We start from the raw sequence: 20,293 nt of genomic DNA on the forward strand, positions 1-20,293 counted from the left end.
AGCCTTGACTCGCGGCGGCTGAGTAATACAAAATAGCCTCCAACTACATTAAAGAAGCATGAATAACCGCATGTCGAACCATCCTAACCGGCAAAAAAAGCCCAATTACAAACTCGTTTTACTTTTATTAACAAGTATTTACAGCAACTAGGGCTGAGCTTCATCTTTTTTTTCAACCGCTCCTACCTATTGCATTCATTTACCGCAACGGGTAGCGCTGAAACGTCACGTTGCCCATCACCTCTTTCTCGTATTTCGCCAGGCAGTATTGGTTGAAAACGGCGTCAAAATTGACGGCACCCGGCCGCACAGCGCTGGGCACCGGCTGGCCCTGCCGGAAGAAATACACCTTCGTATTCCCGTACTTGGTATGGGGCATAAAGTCGCCGTACTGGCGCATTTCGCGCCACAGCGTGTCGGCCACCGTCACGGCGTACACGCGCACGATGGGCCCGGTATTGTTCTCGTTGCGGTAGATGGCAACTTCCTGAAAATTACCCTTCAGGTCGCCCACGCCCGGCTGGCTCAGCGAGTCGAACACAAACCAGCCTAGCAGCAGGGCTACTGCGGCCACAATAAGATACTTTGGCTTCATTATCTGCTGCTTAAGGGGGCTAGCCATGCATGGCTAGCCCTTCACTTTTTCGGCCAGGAAGCGCGCCGTGTGGTTGGTAGCCTTAAGCTTCACCAGTTGCTCGGGCGTACCCTCGAAGAGCAGGTGCCCGCCGTTGATGCCGCCCTCGGGGCCCAGGTCGATAAGCCAGTCGGCGCACTTGATGATGTCCATGTTGTGCTCGATGATGAGCACCGAGTTGCCCTGCTCTACCAGCGCGTTGAGCGCCGCTAGAAGCTTGGCAATGTCGTGGAAATGCAGGCCGGTGCTGGGCTCGTCGAAGATAAACAGGATTTTATCCTGCTGCAGCGTGGCGCCTTTGGTGAGGAAGCTTGCCAGCTTCACGCGCTGGGCCTCGCCCCCACTGAGCGTATTGGCCGACTGCCCCAGCCGGATGTACCCTAGCCCCACGTCAAGCAGCGGCTGCAGGCGCTCGGCCACTTTGGGCTGGCCTTTGAAGAACGCCACGGCGTCTTCCACCGTGAGGTCGAGCACCTCGAAGATGTTCTTGTCCTGGAATTTAATTTCCAGAATGTCCTGCTTGAACTTGTGGCCGCCGCAGCTTTCGCAGGTCAGATAGATGTCAGCCATGAACTGCATCTCGATTTTGACCTGGCCTTCGCCCTGGCACACCTCGCAGCGCCCGCCTTCCACGTTGAACGAGAAGTGCGAGGGCTTGAGCCCGCGCGCCTTGGCCAGCGGCTGCTCGGCAAAGAGCGAGCGTATCTGGTCGTAGGCCTTCACGTAGGTCACCGGGTTCGAGCGCGACGACTTACCAATAGGATTTTGGTCTACGAATTCGACGTGCGTCACCTGCCCGTTCACGCCGGTTAGCTTGTCGAATTTACCGGTGGTTTCGCCCGCGCCGCCCCCTAGCATTTTCATCAGCGCCGGAGCCAGGATGCGCCGGATGAGCGTCGATTTGCCCGAGCCCGACACGCCTGTTACAACCGTCATCACCCCTAGCGGCACCTTGACGCTCACATTCTTCAGGTTGTTTTCGCGGGCGCCGCTCAGCTCCAGCGCGTTGCGCCAGGGGCGGCGCACGGCGGGCACCGGCACGTCGAGCTGGCCGCTGAGGTACTTGCCGGTGTAGGTGGCCGTATCCTGCATCAGCTCCGGGAAAGTGCCCTGAAACATGAGGTTGCCGCCGCCGCTGCCGGCCTCGGGGCCGATGTCGATAATCTGGTCGGCGGCCTCCATCATTTTCTCCTCGTGCTCTACTACCACTACTGTGTTGCCCAGCTCTTGCAGCGAGCGCAGCACGCCGATAAGCTGCTCAGCATCTTTGGGGTGCAGCCCAATGCTGGGCTCGTCGAGCACGTACATCGAGCCCACCAGTGCCGACCCTAGCGAGGTGGCCAGCGAGATGCGCTGGCTCTCGCCGCCGCTCAGCGTATTGCTCAAGCGGTTGAGGGTGAGGTAGCCCAGGCCCACGCGGTTGAGGTACCCTAGCCGGTTGGTGATTTCGGCCAGCAGGCGGTCGGCAACGGCCATTTCGTGCTCGCTCAGGCTGAGGTTTTCGAAGAATGTGAGGGCTTCGGAGATGGGCAGCAGCACGATATCGGTGATGCTACGGCCGTCGATTTTCACGTATTGCGCGTCTTTGCGCAGGCGGGTGCCGCGGCAGTCGGGGCAGGTGGTGCGGCCCCGGTAGCGGCTTTGCAGCACCCGGTACTGGATTTTATGCGTCTGCTCGGCCACCCAGCGGAAGTAGGCATCGAGGCCCTCGAAGTACTTGTTGCCGGTCCAGAGCAGGCGCTGCTCGGCGGCGCTCAGCTCGTTGAATGGCCGGTGAATGGGGAAGTCGAACCGGATACCATGCTTGAGCAGCGGCTTGAGCCACTCGCCCTGCTTCTCGGTGCGCCAGGGCGCGATGGCGCCCTCATACACCGTCAGACTTTTGTCTGGTATTACCAAGTCTTCGTCAATGCCCAGCACCGAGCCGAAGCCCTCGCAGGTGTGGCAGGCGCCGTAAGAGTTGTTGAAGGAGAAGAAGTTAACGTTCGGCTCTTCAAACGTCATGCCGTCCAGCTCAAACTTGTCGGAGAACGTGCGGGTCTCGTTATCGAGCTTCACGATGCACGTGCCGTGCCCTTCGAAGAAGGCCGTTTGCACCGAGTCGGAGAGGCGGAATTGCAGGTCTTCGTCGTCGGGCTGAATGGCCGAGCGGTCGATGAGGATATACACCTCGCCTTCCACCTCGGGCTTGCCCTCACCAATAAGGTCTTCGATAAACGCATTCTCGCCGCTGGCCAGCACCACGCGGCCATAGCCTTTCTGCAAGAGCAAATCGAGCTCCTTGCTCATGGGGCGGTCGGCATCGTTGTGCAGCAGCGGCGCCAGGATAGTGACGCGCGTATCGGCGGGCAGCGAAAACAAATAATCGACCACATCGGCCACCGTGTCTTTGCGCACCTGCTCGCCGCTCTTGGGCGAATACGTGCGACCTACGCGGGCAAACAGCAGCTTGAGGTAGTCGTAAATCTCGGTGCTGGTGCCTACCGTCGAGCGGTTGTTCTTGATGCTGACCTTCTGCTCGATGGCGATGGCCGGCGAAATACCCCGGATGTAGTCCACGTCGGGCTTGTCCATACGGCCCAGAAACTGGCGCGCGTAGCTGCTCAGGCTTTCCACGTACATGCGCTGGCCTTCAGCATACAAGGTGTCGAAAGCCAGGCTCGACTTGCCTGAGCCCGACAGGCCCGTGACCACGATAAACTTATTGCGCGGCAGCGCCACGCTCAGGTTTTTCAGATTGTGGACCCTAGCGTTTTTAATAACGATAAACTGGCGCGGGTCGAGGTGGTCGATTTCGTCGTGGGCCGGAGCGGCCACTTGCAGAGCGGAATTGTCGGACATGAATAGACTAACCGTTCGAAAGGGTCGGAAGGTTTCGGCGGCGGTACAAAGGTCGGGCGTAATGTGGGCCCGCGGCGTGGTTGAGCCCTACTGCAACGAACCTGTATACTTGTGGCCAAATACTTTACAATGCCCCTCCCTAGCCCCCTCGCTACGCTAATCAACACGCTGGCTGATGTATGCCAGCAAGCCCGGCAGCATCAGTCGCTGCTAAGTAAAAACGAAGCGGCCACCCGGTCTGCTCTTATTGACCCTGTACTGCGGGCCTTAGGCTGGGACACGGCCGATGTGCGCATGGTAGAGCCCGAGCATACAGTGCAAAACAAGCAGTCGCTCGACTACGTGCTGCGAAGCCGCAGCGGCACCATCCAAGCCGTAATTGAAGCCAAAAGACTAGGCGAGCCTCTCGACCGACTTGGACACGTAGGGGCACTTATTGGCTATGCATTTTCGCTCAAGCCTACCGCTTTTTTCATTACCGACGGGCTGCACTGGCACTGTTACTCGCCCGCACACTCGCATTATGAGCCCACTGTTTCGCTGCACCTCACCGAAGATGCGCTATTGCCAGCGGCGCTTCAGCTGCTCCAGCTACTGGATGCAGCACATGGCGGCTACGGGCTGCCGCAGGTTTTAACTATTCAATCAACACCACTCACTAGCCCGGTGCCGGTTGCTAAAAGCGGCAAAGTCAGACATGAAAAGCCAAGCACCGAGAGGGCTGTACTAGTCGGCAAATCGTTTACTGAACTGGCCTTTTTGAATACACTAGCCCTCATGCCTGGGCAGAAGCCCACCAGCCTGCGTCTGCCCGATGGCTCAGTTAGGTTAATCAAAACCTGGAAGGATATTTTGCTCGAAGTCTGCCGCTTTTTGCTTCTCCACCACAAGCACCTGACACTGCCATTGCCAGATAAGGCAGGTAAAAAGACATACCTGTTTTCTTTCAATAAGCCGCTAAAAGGCTCTAGCGTATCAGCATCTTATCAGGGAAAACCAATTTTTATCTATACCAATTATAGCGCGAAAGACCATCTTGCCAACGCCATTTATATAGAAGCGCTGCTTCCGGCCGATGTGCGGCGCCAGAAGGTGGCCGTTGCGTTCTAGGTAGTTCAGTAAGATTAGCGCTGAAAGCGATAAGATTTTGCGCGGGCTCCAAAGGCCCCGACTTAAGCTGCTAGTCACAGCTTATGGAACGTTACCAAGCACTCGGCCCCCGGCAAGCACCGGCCTCGCATGGGACGCCGACAATGACTGCTGGCACATGGCCTCTCAAAAAGCAACCCAGAAAATTCTTAGCAGCTGCCTCAGCAGTATCACGGTGGTAGTTTTTGATAACCAACTACCTTGACCACACACATCAAAACTTCATTAAAATTTTGACATTCAGCTTAATCCTTTTGAGCTAGTGGGGGCGTACAAGCGGCTATTCGTGCTTAGCGAATAGCCTGCTCTTTCACCCGGCGCCGATGGTCAGTGGCTAGCCCCTCCTCATCAGTGCTATTTCCTCCACCCACACCATGACTGAAACGCGCGACAGTATCAAAGACATTTGGGGGCCCCGCACGGGCTATACCGGCCAGTGGCCGGTGCGTGTGGATGAACAAACCACCGAAACCCCCGACCATTGGGTGCAGTCGGCCTGCGTGCTTTGCTCCAACGGCTGCGGCATTGATATTGGCGTGAAAGACGGCCGCATTGTGGGCGTGCGCGGCCGGGCCGTCGACCGCACCAACTACGGCCGGCTCGGGCCTAAAGGCTTGAATGGCTGGGTGGCCAACCAGAGCCCCGACCGCCTCACCAAGCCGCAGATTCGGCGCAACGGCAAGCTGGAAGATGCTACCTGGGACGAGGCTATGGAGCTGATTGTGAGTAAATCCAAGCAGATTATTAAGGAGCATACCAGCGGCGCCATCGGCTTTTATACCTCGGGCCAAATGTTTCTGGAAGAATACTATGCCTTAGCCATAATCGGGAAAGCCGGGCTGGGCACGCCGCACATGGACGGCAACACGCGCCTGTGCACGGCCACGGCGGCCGCCGCGCTCAAGGTATCATTTGGCACCGATGGGCAGCCGGGCTCCTACACCGACCTCGATACCACCGAGGCCGTGCTGCTGGTGGGCCACAACATGGCTTCGCAGCAAACGGTACTCTGGGCCCGCATTCTGGACCGGCTGGCGGGGCCCAACCCGCCGAAGCTGGTCGTCATTGACCCGCGCCTGACGTTTACGGCCGAAAAAGCTACCGTGCACCTGGCGCCCCGCGTGGGCACCAATATCCCGGTAATGAACGGGCTGCTGCGCCTACTCATCGAGGCCGGCCACATCGACCCGGCTTACATCGCGGCGCACACCGTGGGCTTTGAGGAGTTGAAGAAAATCGTGGATAAGTGGACGCCCGAGCGCGTGGAGCGCCTCACGGGCGTGCCGGCCGATAAGCTGCGCGAAGCAGCAAACATTCTGGGCACCTGCAAGACACTGGTATCAACGGCGCTGCAGGGCGTGTACCAGTCGATGCAGGCCACGGCAGCGGCGGTGCAAATCAACAACCTGCACCTGCTGCGCGGCCTCATTGGCAAGCCCGGCGCAGGCATCTACCAGATGAACGGCCAGCCTACCTCGCAAAACACCCGCGAGTGCGGCGCCGACGGCGACCTGCCGGCCTTCCGCAACTGGGGCAACCCCGACCATATTCAGCAGCTGGCCGACTTGTGGAACGTGCACCCCGACCAGATTCCGCACTGGTCGCCGCCTACGCACGCCATGCAAATCTGGCGCTACTGCGAAACCGGCTCCATCAAGATGCTCTGGATTAGCGGCACCAACCCGCTGGTGTCGCTGCCCGACCTCGACCGTGTGCGCAAGACTATCGAGAAGGAGGACCTGTTTGTGATTGCCCAGGATGCTTTCCCGACCGAAACCACCAAGTATGCCGACGTGGTGCTGCCAGCCGCTATCTGGGGCGAAAAGACGGGCTGCTTTACCAACGTCGACCGGACGGTGCACATCTCGCACAAGGCCATTGACCCGCCCGGCGAGGCGCGTTCCGACTTCGATATTTTCGTGGACTATTCGCGGCGCATGGATTTTCGGGGTCAGGACGGTTCGCCACTGCTCACCAGCACCTGGCAAACCACCGAAGACGCCTTCGAGGCCTGGAAAAAATGTACGAAAGGCCGGCCCTGCGACTACACCGGCATGAGCTACGCCAAGCTTAGCGAAGGCTCGGGCATTCAGTGGCCCTGCAACGAGGCTCACCCCGACGGCACCGAGCACCTCTACACCGACGGCGTCTTCAACACCCAAATCGACAACTGCGAAGCCTACGGCCACGACCTCGAAACCGGCGCCCCCCACACCCACGACGACTACAAACTGATTGACCCTAAGGGGAAGGCCTTTCTGAAAGGCGTGGACTACGAGGTGCCCCACGAAGTGCCCGACGAGGCTTACCCTCTCTGGCTGACTACGGGCCGCCTGGTGTACCATTTCCATACGCGCACCAAAACCGGCCGCTCGAAAGCCCTGAACGACGCCGCGCCCGACAGCTACGTGCAGCTGGCAACCGAAGACGCCGCCCGCTACGGCATCGTCGATGGCGATATGGTGGAGGTGACGTCGCGCCGGGGCCGCGTGCTGGAGCCCGCCCGCGTGGGCGACATCGAGCCGGGGCTGGTATTCATTCCCTTCCACTACGGCTACTGGGATAAGCCCGGCCGCCCCCGCGCCGCCAACGAGCTGACCATCACCGAGTGGGACCCGGTGAGCAAGCAGCCGCACTACAAGTACGCCGCCGTTCGCATTCGCAAAGTCCTCGCTTAATCTCTCTTCTTATGCATCTCGGCAACTACCTCGGCCTGCTCGAAAACAGCGAAAAGCAGCTCTGCGACGCCTTCGAGCACGTTTCTAAAAAACACCGCGACGAGCCCGACATCGAGCAGATGTGCGCCAAGCTCTCGGCATGGTCGCGCGAGCACCGCGGCAAGGTTATGCCCTTCGTCGAAAAATATTCGAAGGACAAAAGCAAGGAGCCCAAAGACCTGCGCCGCGACTTGTTTTCGGAGAAGCGCAGCGGCAGCCTGGCGCTGCTCCGCGACCTCCACGACCTCTGGCTACTAACCCAGGAGGTGCACCTCTGCTGGACGGTGATTCAGCAAGCTGCGCTGGGCCTGCGCGATGAAGACCTCAAAGCAACGTACACGTTTTGCTACGCCCGCACCAAGCGCCAGGCCGAGTGGCTGCTCGGCCGCATCAAGCAGGCCGCGCCCCAAACGCTGCTGGTGGCTGCCTGAGCTGGTGGCTAGGCCTTGCGACCAGCCACAAAATGGTAGCACATGGCGCCCACTGTCAGCACCCAGGCCGCTAGGGCCAGGTAAATGAAGTACTGCGGCACTACCTGCAACGCCGCTACCGGCAGGCCCTGCGCCAGCTTGCCGGTAGCGGCTGTGTACATGCCCAACGGGAAAACCATGCTCCAATAAGCCGGGCTGTAGGCGAAGGCCGGGCGCGTGGTGTAGTGATTCCAGAACCTTAGTATGGCCACTATGGGCAGCCACCACGTGCTCACGGCCCAAAACAGCACGCTGCATCCTTTCACGAAGGGCAACAGCTCGGCTAGGGTCTGCGTGTGCTGCATGGCCGTGGCCAGGCCAGTACCCGCCAGCACCACAATGGCGCTGGCCCCCACACTAATCCAATACGCGGCGCCTACTTCTTCCTCACCGAGGTGCACAAAGGTGAGGCGATAAAAGAGCAGGGTACTAAGCAGCACATACAGCAGGCTGCCGAGCGAAAACAGCCCTAACACGCCCAGCCCGGCCACGGCGGACGGCAGGCTGCTTGTGGGCAACAGCAAGGCGCCCAGCACAGCCAGCGACTCGGTGGCCACGACGAGCAGCAGCCAGCCGCCGTTCAGGCCCTGCTCCAGCGGTGGTTTTTCTTTCTTGAGGCTGACGCCGAGCACAAAACAATAACCCAGCCCTAGCCAGGCCGCCAGCGCCACGAGCCACAGCAGCGCGCCCATCGACTGATTGTTGGCTAGCTGCACAAACTGGCTGCCTAGCAGCGCCGTAGCCGGCACCAGGGTCAGGAAGGTAGGGCCGTCCTTGTGCGAAGTAAGGGCCGCCCAAAACGCCTGCGGAAACAAGACCAGCCGCAGCACTAGCAAGGCCAGTAGCACCGGATAAGCCACCAGGTTGACGTAGAACAGGCCCTTGGCTAGCCAGTCGAGCTGCTGGGCGTGCGCCGCCAGCGAGATAATGCCCGTCGACATCACGAAGGCAAAGTAGACAGGTGCAAACTGCTTAATCAGAAGCTTCATAGCAAGCAGAGAAGGAAGCCCGTCTATACGGGTACCAAGAGCCGCTTGCTACAGCTGTGAGCTTACTTTCCTGCATAATCTTATCCGGCCCGGGTAGCCGGCTAACTACCTTCGGGCCGCCTGCGTAAAGTGCAGCAGCTTTTTTTTTCTTATGGCCGAGCTTCGGATTCAACCCAAAAAATCTTCTCCCAGCCCCTGGCTACTGGTGGCCCTGGCACTGCTAGCCCTGGCCGCGGCGGCTTACTTCTTCCTGCGGCCCGACCCGGCCGACGAGCGGGCCCCGGCGCCGGCCGCTACCACAGTGGCCCCCGACAGCCTCGCAGCGCCGGGCAGCGCCCCGGCTTCGCCCAGCAGCGCTGACTCGGCTAGCTCGGCTGCGCCCGTGGCTAGCCCCCCTCCTGGCACCAACGGCACGGGTGCCAGCGCCCAACTGCTGCAGCTGCGCGAGCCGCTGACGCAGCTCGGCGACCGCGCCGACCTGCGCGACGATGCGCAGGTGCGTGAGCAGCGCGACAACTTCACGAGCGCCACCGACCGCCTGGCCAGCGGCGACCCGCAGGCCAGCCTGCGCCCCGGCTTTGTAGCAGCCGCCAACCTGCTGCTGGCCGTGCAGCAAAAGGCCTATCCGCAGCTCGAAACCGACGCTAACAACCTGTCGCTGCAAGCCAGCCAGCTATCGGGCCGCGACGCCACGCCCGCCGAGCAGGCCCAAAACCGCGCCTACCTCAGCAAGGCAGCCGACTTGCTGAAAGCCGTTAGCGAGCCAGCCACTCCCCAGCCCTAATCTTCTTTGTTTATGAGTTCCCCTATTCTGCGTCGCCTGCGCGACCTTCCCACGTTTGAGCTGGTAGCCGGCGACCCCGACCCGCGGGGCTGGGCCGTGCGCGGCAGCGACGGCCACTCGTTTGGCACCGTGCACGAGCTGCTGGTAGATACCACCGCCCAGCGCGTGCTTTACCTCGATGTGCAGCTTGAAACCGGCCTGCCCGGCGTGCCAGCGCCCGGCCCCCATGCCGACCGCCGTATTCTGCTGCCGCTTTCGGTGGTGAACCTCGACAGCGAAGGCCGCAGCGTGTTTGTCACGGCCCTGAGCCGCGACACCGTGCAGCACTACCCCCTCTTCGTCGATTTTATGCTGCCACCCGATTTTGAGCACTCCATGCTCCAGGCTTTAGGAGTAGCGCCGGAAGAAGGAAAGGCTTCTTCCGACAACTCCTACTTTCAGACCATTGTCTAGCAGCTAGTTGCTGCGAATCATATCCGCCACGGCCCTGGCCCACTGCGGCTCCGAGTTGAGCGAAGGCACTAGCTGCCAGTGTGCTCCGCCATTCTCTTCGAATAGCTCCTTGAACTCCATGCCGACCTCCACGGTGGTTTCGAGGCAGTCGGCCACGAAAGCGGGCGAAAAGGCCAGCACGTTTTTAATGCCTTTGGCCGGGAAGTCTTTAATAACCTCGTCGGTGTAGGGCTGCAGCCAGGGGTCGCGCAGGCGGCTTTGCAGGCGGCTCTGGAACGTCACGGTGTACTGGTCGTCGCGCAGGCCTAGCCCGGCCGCCAGTAGGCGGGAGGTGGCAAAGCACTGTGCGCGGTAGCAGTAGCGATTGTTCTTATTATAGGTATTGCAGCACTTGCCGAGCTGGCAGTACCCCTTAAAGCTGCCCTTAAGCACGTGCCGCTCCGGAATGCCGTGGTAGCTGAAGACGATGTGGTCGTAGTCGTGCTTGGCCATCTCGGCTTTGCCCCTGGCCACGAAGCTGGCAATGAAGCCCGGGTCGTCGGCAAAGGTGCTGATGAAGTTGATGGTAGGCACTATCCACCAGTCTTTTACAATATCCATCACCTTCTCCTGCACCGAGCCGGTGCTGGCCGCCGCATACTGCGGAAACAGCGGCAACACGATAATGCGGTCCACAGCGGCGTCGCGTAGCTCTTCGAGCGCGCTCTCAATGCTGGGTTTCTGGTAGCGCATGCCGAAAGCCACCACGTACTCATCGCCCAGTTGCTGCTGCACCAGCGCCTTCAAATCGAGCCCGTGAAAAAGCAGCGGCGAGCCGCGCTCAGCATCCCAGAGCTGCTGGTAGATTTTGGCCGACTTGGGCGCTCGCAGTGGCACCACTAGCCCCTGAAAAAGCGGGTAGCGCACGGCAGCCGGCATGTCGATAACCCGGCCATCGGTCAGAAACTCGTTGAGGTAGCGGCGCACATCACCGGTTTGCGGTGAGTCGGGCGTGCCGAGGTTTACTAAGAGGACGCCAATGCGGCGGGCGGGGGTAGGCATTTTTTATACGGATTACTGGTTAGTGGTTAAGGACTAATGCTTAGGTAAGCACCTCGGTGGCCGCTAGCCATCTGCTTTACGTTGATTGCACCTTTAACCAAAAAGACCGGGCTTAGGCTTCGATTAGGTTGCAAAAATCGGCAATCATTACGCATTAACCAGTAATCCTTGATATCTGCCGTACCTTTGCGGCCTCATTTTCAAAACCCTACCTCGCGTGAACCCCGAACCCAAGCCTCACCGCGCCGGCTTCGTCAGCATCATCGGCAAGCCCAACGTGGGCAAGTCGACCCTGATGAACGCGCTCGTGGGCGAGCGCCTGAGCATCGTCACAAGCAAGGCCCAGACCACGCGCCATCGCATTCTGGGCATCCTCAATGGCGATGATTTTCAGCTAGTTTACTCTGATACCCCGGGTATCATTCAGCCCAAGTATGAGCTGCACAATGCCATGATGGCCTTCGTGTACTCGTCCTTGGAAGATGCCGACGTGATTCTCTTCGTTACGGACATCTACGAAAAGCACGACGAAGAACCCGTAGTTGAGCGCCTGCGTAAGACCGAAGATACGCCTATCATTGTCTTGGTCAATAAGATAGACCAGGCCGAGCAAGCCGACGTGGAGGCCAAGCTGGCTTACTGGAAGGAGCACTTGCCCAACGCTACCGAGATTTTACCTATTTCGGCGCTCAACGCCTTCGGCACCGAGCGGGTGCTGCAGTTGGTGCTCGAAATGCTGCCCATTCACCCACCGTACTACCCGAAGGATGAGCTAACAGACAAACCCGAACGCTTTTTTGCCGCCGAAATGGTGCGCGAAAAAATATTCAAGCTCTACAAGAAAGAAGTCCCCTACTCGTGCGAAGTCACGATTGAGGAGTTTAAGGAAGACGACGATATTATCCGCATTCGTGGAGTTATCTACGTCGAGCGCAGCAGCCAGAAAGGCATCATCATCGGGGCCAAGGGCGAGGCACTTAAGAAAGTAGGCACCTGGGCCCGGGAGGAAATGGAGAAGTTTTTCCAGAAAAAAGTGTTCCTGGAACTCTTCGTAAAAGTGAACGAAAACTGGCGCACCGACAGCAAGGCCCTGAGCCGCTTCGGCTACCAATAGTCATTTACCAGTTATCAATTAACATTTAACACCTCTTCAATCAATAGTACGCCGCAGGTCGAACGGCTGTTAAATGTTAATTGATAACTGGTAAATGAAATAATTCGACCATAATCCACTTAACTACTCCGGGTACTGCCGCGCCATTGGTCGGGCCGGCGGCTGGAGCCAACTACATGAATACCATTGCAATAGTGGGCCGCCCCAACGTGGGCAAATCCACCCTGTTCAACCGCCTGGTGGGCCGCCGCCAAGCCATTATGGACAACCAAAGCGGGGTGACCCGTGACCGCCACTATGGCCACGGCGACTGGACCGGCCACAACTTCACGGTGATTGACACCGGCGGCTACGTGCACAACTCGGACGATATTTTCGAGAGCGAAATCAACCGCCAGGTAAAGCTGGCCATTGATGAGGCCGACGTTATCCTGTTCATGGTAGATGCAGAAGCTGGCCTGCATGGGCTGGACGAAGAATTTGCCCAGGTATTGCGCCGCTACGTAGCTAAAAAACCTATCTATTTAGTTGCAAATAAGGCTGATACAAACCTGCGTGCGCACGGCTCGGGCGAGTTTTACGCGCTAGGCCTTGGTGAGACAGAAGTTTTCGCTATCTCGTCGCAAAACGGCTCGGGCACTGGCGAATTGCTCGATGCCATCGTGAGCCACTTCGAGGAAGTAGGCGAAGAAGAACCCGACTCGGAGCTGCCGCGCATTGCCATCATCGGCCGTCCCAACGTGGGTAAGTCGTCGTTTGTCAATCTGTTGCTAGGCGAAGAGCGCAGCATCGTTACCGACCAGGCCGGCACTACCCGCGATGCCATCGAGGCCAAGTACAGCGCCTTCGGCCACGAGTTTATGCTAGTTGATACGGCGGGCCTGCGCCGCAAGGCGCGCGTGAACGAGGACGTGGAGTTCTATTCCAACATGCGCTCGCTGCGCGCCATGGAGGCCGCCGATGTGTGCGTGGTGCTACTCGATGCGAGCCGCGGCATTGAGGCCCAGGATGTGGCCATCATTGCCCTAGCCGACAAAAACCGCAAAGGCATCGTTATCTTGGTGAATAAGTGGGACTTAATTGAGGGTAAGGAAACCAACACCGCTCGCGATTTTGAAGCCAAGATTAAGGAAAAGATTGCGCCGATTGCTTACCCACCCGTTGTGTTTATCTCGGTGCTGAACAAGCAGCGTGTGCACAAGGCCCTGGAAGTAATTATGGAAGTGTACGGCAACAAGCGCCGCAAAATTCCGACTTCGCAGCTCAACGACGTGATGCTGAAGGAGATTGAGAAGTACCCACCGCCTATTCAGAAGGGCAAAATGGTACGCATTAAGTATGCCACGCAGCTGCCCACGCACAACCCGGTGTTTGCGTTCTTCTGCAACCTGCCCCAGTACATCCCCGACTCCTACGCCCGCTACCTCGAAAATCGCCTGCGCGAGCATTTCGACTTCACGGGCGTACCGATTGGGCTGGCCTTTCGGAAAAAATAAATTTTTGGTGAATTTTGGGTTACCTCCTCCGTAGCGTGGCATTAAGGCTGGAAACTATCTACCTCTCTTTCCAACCATCACCATGAAAAAAGTACTCTTCCTCGCCGTAGCTGCTATGTCGCTTTCGCTCGCTTCGTGCGACAGCAAGAAAGAAGATGCTGCTGAGGCTCAAGGCACTGCCGTTAAAGAAGCCGGCGAAGCGAAAGCTGACGCGCTGGAGAACAAGGCTGACGCCGTTCGTGACTCAGCCGACAAGAAAGGCGAAGCTATCGGCGACGCTGCTGACGCAAAAGACCCCAAGTAATTCGTTGGCTTTGCTGCCGGCCTTACCAAGCAGCCAAGCTTTTAAAAACGCTATCCCGTCAGGATAGCGTTTTTTTATTATTATTTTTTACGGCTGGCAAAGCCCCTGCTATTGCGCCAGCGCCCGTAATGCGGGGTCCCTGGCCACTGCAAGCTGACTTTATAGCAAAAAATGGCGACTGATTTAAACTTTTTTAATCACTAACCGTCTATTGGTCGGAAAATTGCACCTTATCTTTCCGCACACATCTTGAAAAACATGAAAACCTTACTTTTTGCCGCACTGCTAGGCAGTGTTTCGGCCGTAGAGGCTGCCCCCTCCACCGCTGTAGTTGCTCCTGCTACTATTAGCCAAACGACGCCCGCTGCGGGCCAGGCTCCAAGCGCCAAAGAAATGAAGCGCATCCGCAAGCAGCGCAAGCAAAACGGCCCCGAGGTGTATAAAGGCACCGTGGCTGAGCAGCGCCGCATTGTAACCGACGCTCCTGGCGCCGAGAAGGATGACGACAACACCAGCGACACGCCAAAGAAAGACCGCAAAATGAAGAAGAATAAGTAACTCAGTTACTTATTCACAAAAAAGCCCCGCCAGCACTAGTGCTGGCGGGGCTTTTGCGTAGACTGCCGGCTAGCCCAGGCGGCGCTGCAGCAAGCCGGTTACTGTTTCAACCAAGCGGCGCGGCTCGTAAGTGCGCCACGGCAGGTCGTCGAGTTCGCCGCCAAAGTTGATGTAATGGTCGAGATTATACTGGCTCATTTCGCGGCGCACGTGCTCCTGAAAGTTGACGCCCGCAATCCAGCCGTCCTCGACTTCCTCAAACCACTCTTCGTAGTAGCTGTCATCGGAGCCGTGAAAGTTGAACACGTTTTCACCAATTAGGATAAAGCGCTTAATGCCCTCGTGCAGCAGCACATCGAGGATATTGCGCTTCAGAGTCATGATGTCGTTTTCGATGGCGTCGTTCCACTCGCCAATAAACTCCAGCACGGCCGCCCCTTCATCGTAGTCGGCCCACAGAATTTTAAAGAACAGTGTATCTGATTCCAGGCTGTCCCACTGCGGATGAATGTAGTAGCCGTAGATAGTATTGCTGAACGTATCGAGGCTATACTCGGCCCCGTAGAGCGGCGAGCGCTCGTCCTCCGTAGCGGAGTATTGCTCAATCCAGTTGTAATAGGGCTCGATGGTATGCATGGCGGCAAGGCTGGCTAGGGCCGGCCCACTTGCCAAAACGCCGCCTGGCCCGAATCGTTCGGGCAGGCGACACTATGGAAAGGCTACCGCCTGATTGTCAGTTGCAAATTCTGCGACTGTACAACCAGCGCTAGCTACTGCCGGGCGGCTAGCGCAGCGCGCACCGAGCCGTGCTGGCGCAGCAGGTCGGCGGCTTCGGGCTGGGCAATGCCGAGTTCGTCCATAAGCATGCGCTGGCCGCGCTCCACGAGCTTGTCGTTGCTGAGCTGCATATCGACCATCTTGTTGCCTTTCACCCGGCCTAGCCGGATAAAGGTGGCCGTAGTCAGCATATTGAGCACCAGCTTTTGAGCGGTGCCGGCCTTGAGGCGCGTGCTACCCGTGATAAACTCGGGGCCAGTAACGACCTCTACCGGAAACTCGCAGGCGGCGGCTACGGCCGAGCCGGCGTTGCACACCACGCAGCCGGTGGCTAGCCCGGCCGCGCGCGCCGCTTGCAGCCCGCCTATCACGTAGGGCGTGCGGCCCGAGGCGGCAATGCCTACCAGCACGTCTTTCTCATTCGCCTTAAACTGCTGCAAGTCAACCCAGGCTTGCGCGGCATCGTCCTCAGCCCCTTCAACGGCTTTACGGATGGCGCCATCGCCACCGGCCATAATGCCCACTACTAGCCCAGCCGGCACGCCAAAGGTGGGCGGGCACTCCGAGGCATCGACCACCCCTAGCCGCCCGCTGGTGCCGGCCCCGATGTAGAACAGCCGCCCCCCGGCCTCAAGCCGCGCCACGATGGCCTCGACCAGGGCTCCGACCTGCGGCAACACTTTTTGCACGGCCAGCGGCACGGTCTGGTCGAGTTGGTTCATGCCGGCGAGCAGGGCCGCCGTGGGTAGCGTTTCGAGGTCTTGAAAGGTGGAAGGCGTTTCGGTAGTCACGGGCGTCTGCTTAAGTAAATTAGGGAGGGCTAGCTTTTCAGCGTGCCGATAATCGGAAACTTATCGAATACGGTGGCCAGGTGCGGCGCGTCCTCATCAAGCTCGCGGGTGAGGTCTTGGCCGGCCCAGTGCTCGTAGTGGTTGCCGCGCTGCCAGAGGCGCGAGCGCGTCACGTCGTAAATATTGCCCTGGTAGGCCACCCAGATTTCATCGCGGTCCTGGCCATTACGCAGGGCTAGCTGGCGGCGAGTATATTCGTTTAACATGTATTAAGTAACATTTAACAATCCTTTATCCCCTCTTTTTCGTGCTTAGCTGCTTGAGCATCACTCCTTCAGGTGCTTAGTGGTTTGTCAAATGATAAATGATAGCTGCTAAATGAAAAGCTAGCCTAGCAGGGCTTGCGTCCGAATCCAGCGCTGGGGCAGGTCGCCTTGGGCGGCGTGCAGGTAGTCCTGATGCGTGCAGGGCACAATGCGCTTAACGGCGTGGTCGGCGAGGCTTTCGACTTCCATCCACCATTTGTCGGTGTCGGCGCGGCGCGACTTATAGAATACCAGCTCGCTAGGGGCGCTGCCGCCGCTACCGGGCAGCACGAGCGTGTAAGTGAGAAAACGATAGGTCCCAAAGCCAGTTTCGGGCCGGCGGTGGTAGTAGCCTTCGATAAAGTACCAGAGCATGGTAGCCAGCGTGGCGGCGGCCAGCCCGTGGGGGTCGTGGTCGGGCCGGTAGCCATAGAACCCAACCGAGGTAAGCTGCTCATTATGACCAGCGTACCAGCATAACTGCGCCGCATCTTCGTTGCTGAGCCCGAAGGGGCTAGCCGGATAGTAGCCGGGCGCATCCTGCCAGCGAATAGCCGCGATATCGATGCTCAAAAAATTGGCTTGGCGCAGCACCGGCTCGGCCAGGCGGCGGTCGGCGCGCAGCTCGCCCACGCTCATGGTCTCAAAATGCAGCTTCTCGAAGGCCGCCAGCACATCGGGTGGCGTAAGATATTGCTGATGAGCCAGGTGAGCACAGCTGAACACGAAGTTGGGCGAGTGCATGAGCAGGCGGCGCAGGTGGCTGTCTTCGGGCGCGGCAAAGTAGCCGGGCATAGCCATATCGGGCCGCGAGTCGATAACGGCGAAATTGATAGCCGGCACGGCTTCTTCGTGCTGCGGCTCGTAGGCCAGAAACTGGCCGTAGTCGAGGTCGTGGCCACCACCCAGCAGCAGCGGTATAGTATTGGCTTCCAGCAAAGCAGCCACTATTTCGCGCAGGCGCTGGTAGGTATCTTCCAGGCTAAGGCCGGGGCGCAGGTTGCCGAGGTCGACGAGGCGCAGCGGGCCATTGCCACGCTGCAGCTGGTAGAAACGCTCGCGCACCCGGTTAGCGCCGTGCTGCCCGGCTGGGGGCGCGCCGGCCACCGTGCCGCGCCACTCGTCGAGGCCAATGAGGGCCAGGTCGGCCGAGCGCCAGTCCGGAAAGTCTTCGGCAAAGCGCGCCACGTAAGCCGCCACTGTAGTAGGCGCGGCGGTGGGGGCAGTCAGCTCGTCGGGCAGCGGGTCAAAAAAAAGGGCCAGGTTCATGCAGCAAGCGCGGCGGGGCGCCGCCAAATTTACGGCCCGTCAGGCCCAGATTGGGTTTTTAGCCGCGCGCTTTGCGTTAGCTGAAGAGATTTCGTCGAAAATCCTGTTTCTTTAGTCCCTTATTCCCACGCCGACCGCACTTTGCCTCGCCTTATGGACGTCCGTCGCTCCTTCGATATCCTAGCCAATCAACTCGAGAAGTTTCCCAAAAGTGACTCCCTAGCGGCCAAAATCAACGGCCACTACGAGCCGCTCAGCAGCCAGCAGGTGCAGGACCAGGCCAACGAGGTAAGCCTGGGCTTGCTGAAGCTGGGCTTGAAAAAAGATGATAAAGTTGCTATTATCAGCATGAACCGGCCCGAATGGCTCATCGCTGACTTTGGCATTGCCCAAATTGGCGGCACCAGTGTGCCTATGTACCCGAGCATCACGGTCGAAGATTACAAGTACATTTTCACCGATGCCGGCGTACGGGCCGTGTTCGTGGCCGACAAGCATTTATTCGACAAGGTGAAAGAAGCCACGGCCGGCCTCGATATTCCGGCCGAGAACGTCTTCACCTTCGATAAAGTGGCCGGCGCCCGGCACTTCAGCGAGCTGCTAGCCCTCGGCCAGCAGGGCAACCCCGCCGACCTCGAACCGCTGAAAGCCGCCGTGCAGCCCGACGACCTGCTCACGCTTATCTATACCAGCGGTACTACCGGCGCCCCCAAAGGCGTGATGCTCAGCCACGACAACCTCCTGAGCAACTGCCGCAACTCGGCTCGCTACGTGCCGGTAGGCAAGGATGACAAAGCCTTGAGTTTCTTGCCTTTGTGCCACATATTTGAGCGCATGGTGACGTACCTGTACATGATTCACGGCGTGAGCATTTACTACGCCGAGAGCATGGAAACCATCGCCGACAACCTGCGCGAGGTGCACCCCAGCATCTTTACCACCGTGCCGCGCCTGCTCGAAAAAGTGTACGACAAGATTGTGGCCAAGGGCCACGAGCAGACCGGCATCAAGCATAAGCTCTTTTTCTGGGCGCTGGACCTGGGCCTGAAATATGACACCCAGAAAGACCAGGGCTTCCTTTACAACACCGAGCTAGCCCTGGCCAACAAGCTCATTTTCAATAAATGGCGCGAGGCGCTAGGGGGCAATTTGCGCTGCATTGTGAGTGGTGGCGGCGCCTTGCAGCCGCGCCTGGCCCGCGTGTTCTGGGCCGCTGGCATCCGAGTAATGGAAGGCTATGGCCTCACCGAAACCTCGCCGGTGATTGCTGTGAATGGCTACGAACGCGAAAACAACATGATTGGCGCAGTGGGCCCGCTCATCGACAATATGGAGGTCAAAATCGCCCCTGATGGCGAGATTCTGACCAAGTCGGCCTCCGTGATGAAGGGCTACTACAATAAGCCCGAGCTTACGGCCGAAGCTATCGACAAAGAGGGCTGGTTTCATACCGGCGACATTGGCGAGTTTGTAAACGGCCGCTTCCTGAAAATCACTGACCGCAAGAAGGAGATGTTCAAGACCAGCGGCGGCAAGTACATTGCCCCCCAAGTCATTGAGAACAAGATGAAAGAAGACCCGCTCGTTGAGCAAATGATGGTAGTGGGCGCTGACCAGAAGTTTCCGGGCGCGCTCATTGTCCCTGCCTTCGACGAGCTAAAGCAGTGGGCTAGCAAGAATGGCGTAGCCGCTAAGTCGAACGCTGACCTGGTGAAAGATGAGAAGGTAGTAAAACTCTACCACGACCTCGTGGCGAAATACAACCAGGGCTTTGCGCAGTGGGAGCAAGTGAAGAAATCAGTGTTGCTACCCGAGCTCTGGACCGTGGAAAGCGGCGAGATGACACCCACCATGAAAGTGAAGCGCAAGGTGATAACCGAGAATAATAAGGCACTTATCGAAGGGTTGTATAAGTAATTAGCCTTCAAGCCAAAAACAACGTCCTGCTGCGCTTGTCAAAGCGCCTCTCCCGCGCCGCCAGGGTCGTTCGGGAGAGACGCTTTGACAAGTGCAGCAGGACGTTCTTTCTTTTTTGAGCACTTCTCAACTAGTATGCAAGCCTAACAAATTTCTTCGTATGTTTACCGCACTTTCGCTGCGATATGAAACCTGAAGAAACCGTCGATTATAATATCAAGGTAGCCTGGCATGCCATTTCGCGCATGTACAACACGCAGGCCGCCCGCTACGACATCACCACGAGCATCGGCTTCGTGCTGCTGAATATCGACCAGGAGCTGGGCACGCCGGCCACCAAAATAGCGCCCCTGCTAGGCCTCGAAACGCGCTCTCTCACGCGCATTTTGCGCAGCATGGAAGAAAAAGGCCTGATTTATAAACAGGCCGACACGCAGGACAAGCGGTCGGTGCGCATTTTCCTGACCGAGCTAGGCCTCGAAAAGAAGGAGGTTTCGCGCCAAACGGTGCGCCACTTCAACCTGAAGGTGCGCGACAAAATACCCCAAAGCCAGCTCGATACCTTCTTTAAGGTGGCTAGCCAGATTACGAGTATGATTGAGGGCAAAACGCTCTTTGATGACTTTGAGCTGAAACCGCTGCGCAAGGAAGCTTCGGCATGAAGTAGCGCGGACTTTTAGTCCG

General features: G+C 58.4%; 19 protein-coding genes. 11 read left to right on the plus strand and 8 right to left on the minus strand.

The window, feature by feature from the left end; genetic code table 11:
* Positions 1-199 precede the first annotated feature (199 nt).
* Positions 200-622, minus strand: coding sequence for a hypothetical protein (locus J4D99_RS03050; protein WP_236018512.1), 423 nt, complete (start codon positions 620-622; stop codon positions 200-202).
* Between the two features lie 6 nt (positions 623-628).
* The gene (gene uvrA, locus J4D99_RS03055) at positions 629-3,475 is read right to left on the minus strand and encodes an excinuclease ABC subunit UvrA (RefSeq protein WP_208130236.1); all 2,847 of its coding nucleotides are present in this window, start codon (positions 3,473-3,475) and stop codon (positions 629-631) included.
* 288 nt (positions 3,476-3,763) lie between these two features.
* Between uvrA and J4D99_RS03060 the strand changes: the two genes are divergently transcribed.
* From J4D99_RS03060 to J4D99_RS03070, 3 genes are all read left to right on the plus strand, one after another.
* Positions 3,764-4,585, plus strand: a complete 822-nt coding sequence (locus tag J4D99_RS03060) for a hypothetical protein (protein ID WP_208130237.1) — start codon at positions 3,764-3,766, stop codon at positions 4,583-4,585.
* A gap of 413 nt (positions 4,586-4,998) precedes the next feature.
* Positions 4,999-7,302 (plus strand): molybdopterin oxidoreductase family protein, encoded by a 2,304-nt coding sequence (locus J4D99_RS03065; RefSeq protein WP_208130238.1) that lies wholly within the window; start codon positions 4,999-5,001, stop codon positions 7,300-7,302.
* An 11-nt stretch (positions 7,303-7,313) separates the two neighbouring features.
* Entirely contained in the window at positions 7,314-7,772 is a 459-nt protein-coding gene (locus J4D99_RS03070) for a molybdopterin oxidoreductase (RefSeq protein WP_208130239.1), read from the plus strand.
* 8 nt (positions 7,773-7,780) lie between these two features.
* Here J4D99_RS03070 and J4D99_RS03075 read toward each other — a convergent pair whose 3' ends face one another.
* A complete protein-coding gene (locus J4D99_RS03075) occupies positions 7,781-8,800 on the minus strand; it encodes a tellurite resistance/C4-dicarboxylate transporter family protein (RefSeq protein WP_208130240.1) in 1,020 nt (339 codons plus the stop codon).
* Between the two features lie 151 nt (positions 8,801-8,951).
* Between J4D99_RS03075 and J4D99_RS03080 the strand changes: the two genes are divergently transcribed.
* Together J4D99_RS03080 and J4D99_RS03085 are read left to right on the plus strand one after the other, a co-directional pair.
* A complete protein-coding gene (locus J4D99_RS03080) occupies positions 8,952-9,584 on the plus strand; it encodes a hypothetical protein (protein WP_208130241.1) in 633 nt (210 codons plus the stop codon).
* Positions 9,585-9,596: 12 nt separating this feature from the next.
* Complete coding sequence (locus J4D99_RS03085; protein WP_208130242.1) at positions 9,597-10,037, plus strand: PRC-barrel domain-containing protein; 441 nt, start codon at positions 9,597-9,599, stop codon at positions 10,035-10,037.
* A gap of 3 nt (positions 10,038-10,040) precedes the next feature.
* Here the strand turns inward: J4D99_RS03085 and hemH are convergent, their stop codons facing one another.
* Positions 10,041-11,078 (minus strand): ferrochelatase, encoded by a 1,038-nt coding sequence (gene hemH / locus J4D99_RS03090; protein ID WP_208130243.1) that lies wholly within the window; start codon positions 11,076-11,078, stop codon positions 10,041-10,043.
* Positions 11,079-11,295: 217 nt separating this feature from the next.
* Between hemH and era the strand changes: the two genes are divergently transcribed.
* The 4 genes from era (at position 11,296) to J4D99_RS03110 (ending at position 14,550) form a co-directional block, all read left to right on the plus strand.
* A complete protein-coding gene (gene era / locus J4D99_RS03095) occupies positions 11,296-12,192 on the plus strand; it encodes a GTPase Era (RefSeq protein ID WP_208130244.1) in 897 nt (298 codons plus the stop codon).
* Positions 12,193-12,368: 176 nt separating this feature from the next.
* Complete coding sequence (gene der, locus J4D99_RS03100) at positions 12,369-13,688, plus strand: ribosome biogenesis GTPase Der (RefSeq protein ID WP_208130245.1); 1,320 nt, start codon at positions 12,369-12,371, stop codon at positions 13,686-13,688.
* An 82-nt stretch (positions 13,689-13,770) separates the two neighbouring features.
* Positions 13,771-13,992, plus strand: coding sequence for a hypothetical protein (locus tag J4D99_RS03105; RefSeq protein ID WP_208130246.1), 222 nt, complete (start codon positions 13,771-13,773; stop codon positions 13,990-13,992).
* 258 nt (positions 13,993-14,250) lie between these two features.
* Entirely contained in the window at positions 14,251-14,550 is a 300-nt protein-coding gene (locus tag J4D99_RS03110; protein WP_208130247.1) for a hypothetical protein, read from the plus strand.
* 69 nt (positions 14,551-14,619) lie between these two features.
* On the opposite strand, the gene J4D99_RS03115 is transcribed toward J4D99_RS03110, so the two are convergent.
* The 4 genes from J4D99_RS03115 to J4D99_RS03130 form a co-directional block, all read right to left on the minus strand.
* A complete protein-coding gene (locus J4D99_RS03115) occupies positions 14,620-15,186 on the minus strand; it encodes a hypothetical protein (protein WP_208130248.1) in 567 nt (188 codons plus the stop codon).
* Between the two features lie 134 nt (positions 15,187-15,320).
* On the minus strand, positions 15,321-16,118 hold the full coding sequence (gene murQ, locus J4D99_RS03120) for an N-acetylmuramic acid 6-phosphate etherase (RefSeq protein WP_208130249.1): 798 nt from the start codon (positions 16,116-16,118) through the stop codon (positions 15,321-15,323).
* Positions 16,119-16,147: 29 nt separating this feature from the next.
* Entirely contained in the window at positions 16,148-16,384 is a 237-nt protein-coding gene (locus tag J4D99_RS03125) for a cytochrome b5 domain-containing protein (RefSeq protein WP_208130250.1), read from the minus strand.
* Positions 16,385-16,504: 120 nt separating this feature from the next.
* Positions 16,505-17,692 carry a formimidoylglutamase gene (locus J4D99_RS03130; protein ID WP_208130251.1) on the minus strand — a complete coding sequence of 396 codons (1,188 nt, stop codon included), beginning with the start codon at positions 17,690-17,692 and terminating at the stop codon, positions 16,505-16,507.
* 153 nt (positions 17,693-17,845) lie between these two features.
* Between J4D99_RS03130 and J4D99_RS03135 the strand changes: the two genes are divergently transcribed.
* Positions 17,846-19,609, plus strand: coding sequence for an AMP-dependent synthetase/ligase (locus J4D99_RS03135; RefSeq protein WP_208130252.1), 1,764 nt, complete (start codon positions 17,846-17,848; stop codon positions 19,607-19,609).
* A 185-nt stretch (positions 19,610-19,794) separates the two neighbouring features.
* Positions 19,795-20,271, plus strand: coding sequence for a MarR family winged helix-turn-helix transcriptional regulator (locus tag J4D99_RS03140; RefSeq protein ID WP_208130253.1), 477 nt, complete (start codon positions 19,795-19,797; stop codon positions 20,269-20,271).
* Positions 20,272-20,293 lie beyond the last annotated feature (22 nt).

The sequence above is a fragment of the Hymenobacter sp. BT559 genome, assembly GCF_017571525.1.
Lineage (GTDB): Bacteria > Bacteroidota > Bacteroidia > Cytophagales > Hymenobacteraceae > Hymenobacter > Hymenobacter ginsengisoli.

Excerpts from the sequence above, each read along its gene's own strand:
- J4D99_RS03110 (WP_208130247.1), top strand. The coding sequence starts at position 14,251 with ATGAAAACCTTACTTTTTGCCGCACTGCTAGGCAGTGTTTCGGCCGTA.
- J4D99_RS03085 (WP_208130242.1), top strand. The coding sequence starts at position 9,597 with ATGAGTTCCCCTATTCTGCGTCGCCTGCGCGACCTTCCCACGTTTGAG.
- J4D99_RS03075 (WP_208130240.1), bottom strand. The coding sequence starts at position 8,800 with ATGAAGCTTCTGATTAAGCAGTTTGCACCTGTCTACTTTGCCTTCGTG.
- hemH (WP_208130243.1), bottom strand. The coding sequence starts at position 11,078 with ATGCCTACCCCCGCCCGCCGCATTGGCGTCCTCTTAGTAAACCTCGGC.
- J4D99_RS03115 (WP_208130248.1), bottom strand. The coding sequence starts at position 15,186 with ATGCATACCATCGAGCCCTATTACAACTGGATTGAGCAATACTCCGCT.
- J4D99_RS03125 (WP_208130250.1), bottom strand. The coding sequence starts at position 16,384 with ATGTTAAACGAATATACTCGCCGCCAGCTAGCCCTGCGTAATGGCCAG.
- J4D99_RS03050 (WP_236018512.1), bottom strand. The coding sequence starts at position 622 with ATGGCTAGCCCCCTTAAGCAGCAGATAATGAAGCCAAAGTATCTTATT.
- J4D99_RS03080 (WP_208130241.1), top strand. The coding sequence starts at position 8,952 with ATGGCCGAGCTTCGGATTCAACCCAAAAAATCTTCTCCCAGCCCCTGG.
- J4D99_RS03130 (WP_208130251.1), bottom strand. The coding sequence starts at position 17,692 with ATGAACCTGGCCCTTTTTTTTGACCCGCTGCCCGACGAGCTGACTGCC.
- J4D99_RS03065 (WP_208130238.1), top strand. The coding sequence starts at position 4,999 with ATGACTGAAACGCGCGACAGTATCAAAGACATTTGGGGGCCCCGCACG.
- J4D99_RS03140 (WP_208130253.1), top strand. The coding sequence starts at position 19,795 with ATGAAACCTGAAGAAACCGTCGATTATAATATCAAGGTAGCCTGGCAT.
- J4D99_RS03135 (WP_208130252.1), top strand. The coding sequence starts at position 17,846 with ATGGACGTCCGTCGCTCCTTCGATATCCTAGCCAATCAACTCGAGAAG.
- uvrA (WP_208130236.1), bottom strand. The coding sequence starts at position 3,475 with ATGTCCGACAATTCCGCTCTGCAAGTGGCCGCTCCGGCCCACGACGAA.
- der (WP_208130245.1), top strand. The coding sequence starts at position 12,369 with ATGAATACCATTGCAATAGTGGGCCGCCCCAACGTGGGCAAATCCACC.
- J4D99_RS03070 (WP_208130239.1), top strand. The coding sequence starts at position 7,314 with ATGCATCTCGGCAACTACCTCGGCCTGCTCGAAAACAGCGAAAAGCAG.
- J4D99_RS03105 (WP_208130246.1), top strand. The coding sequence starts at position 13,771 with ATGAAAAAAGTACTCTTCCTCGCCGTAGCTGCTATGTCGCTTTCGCTC.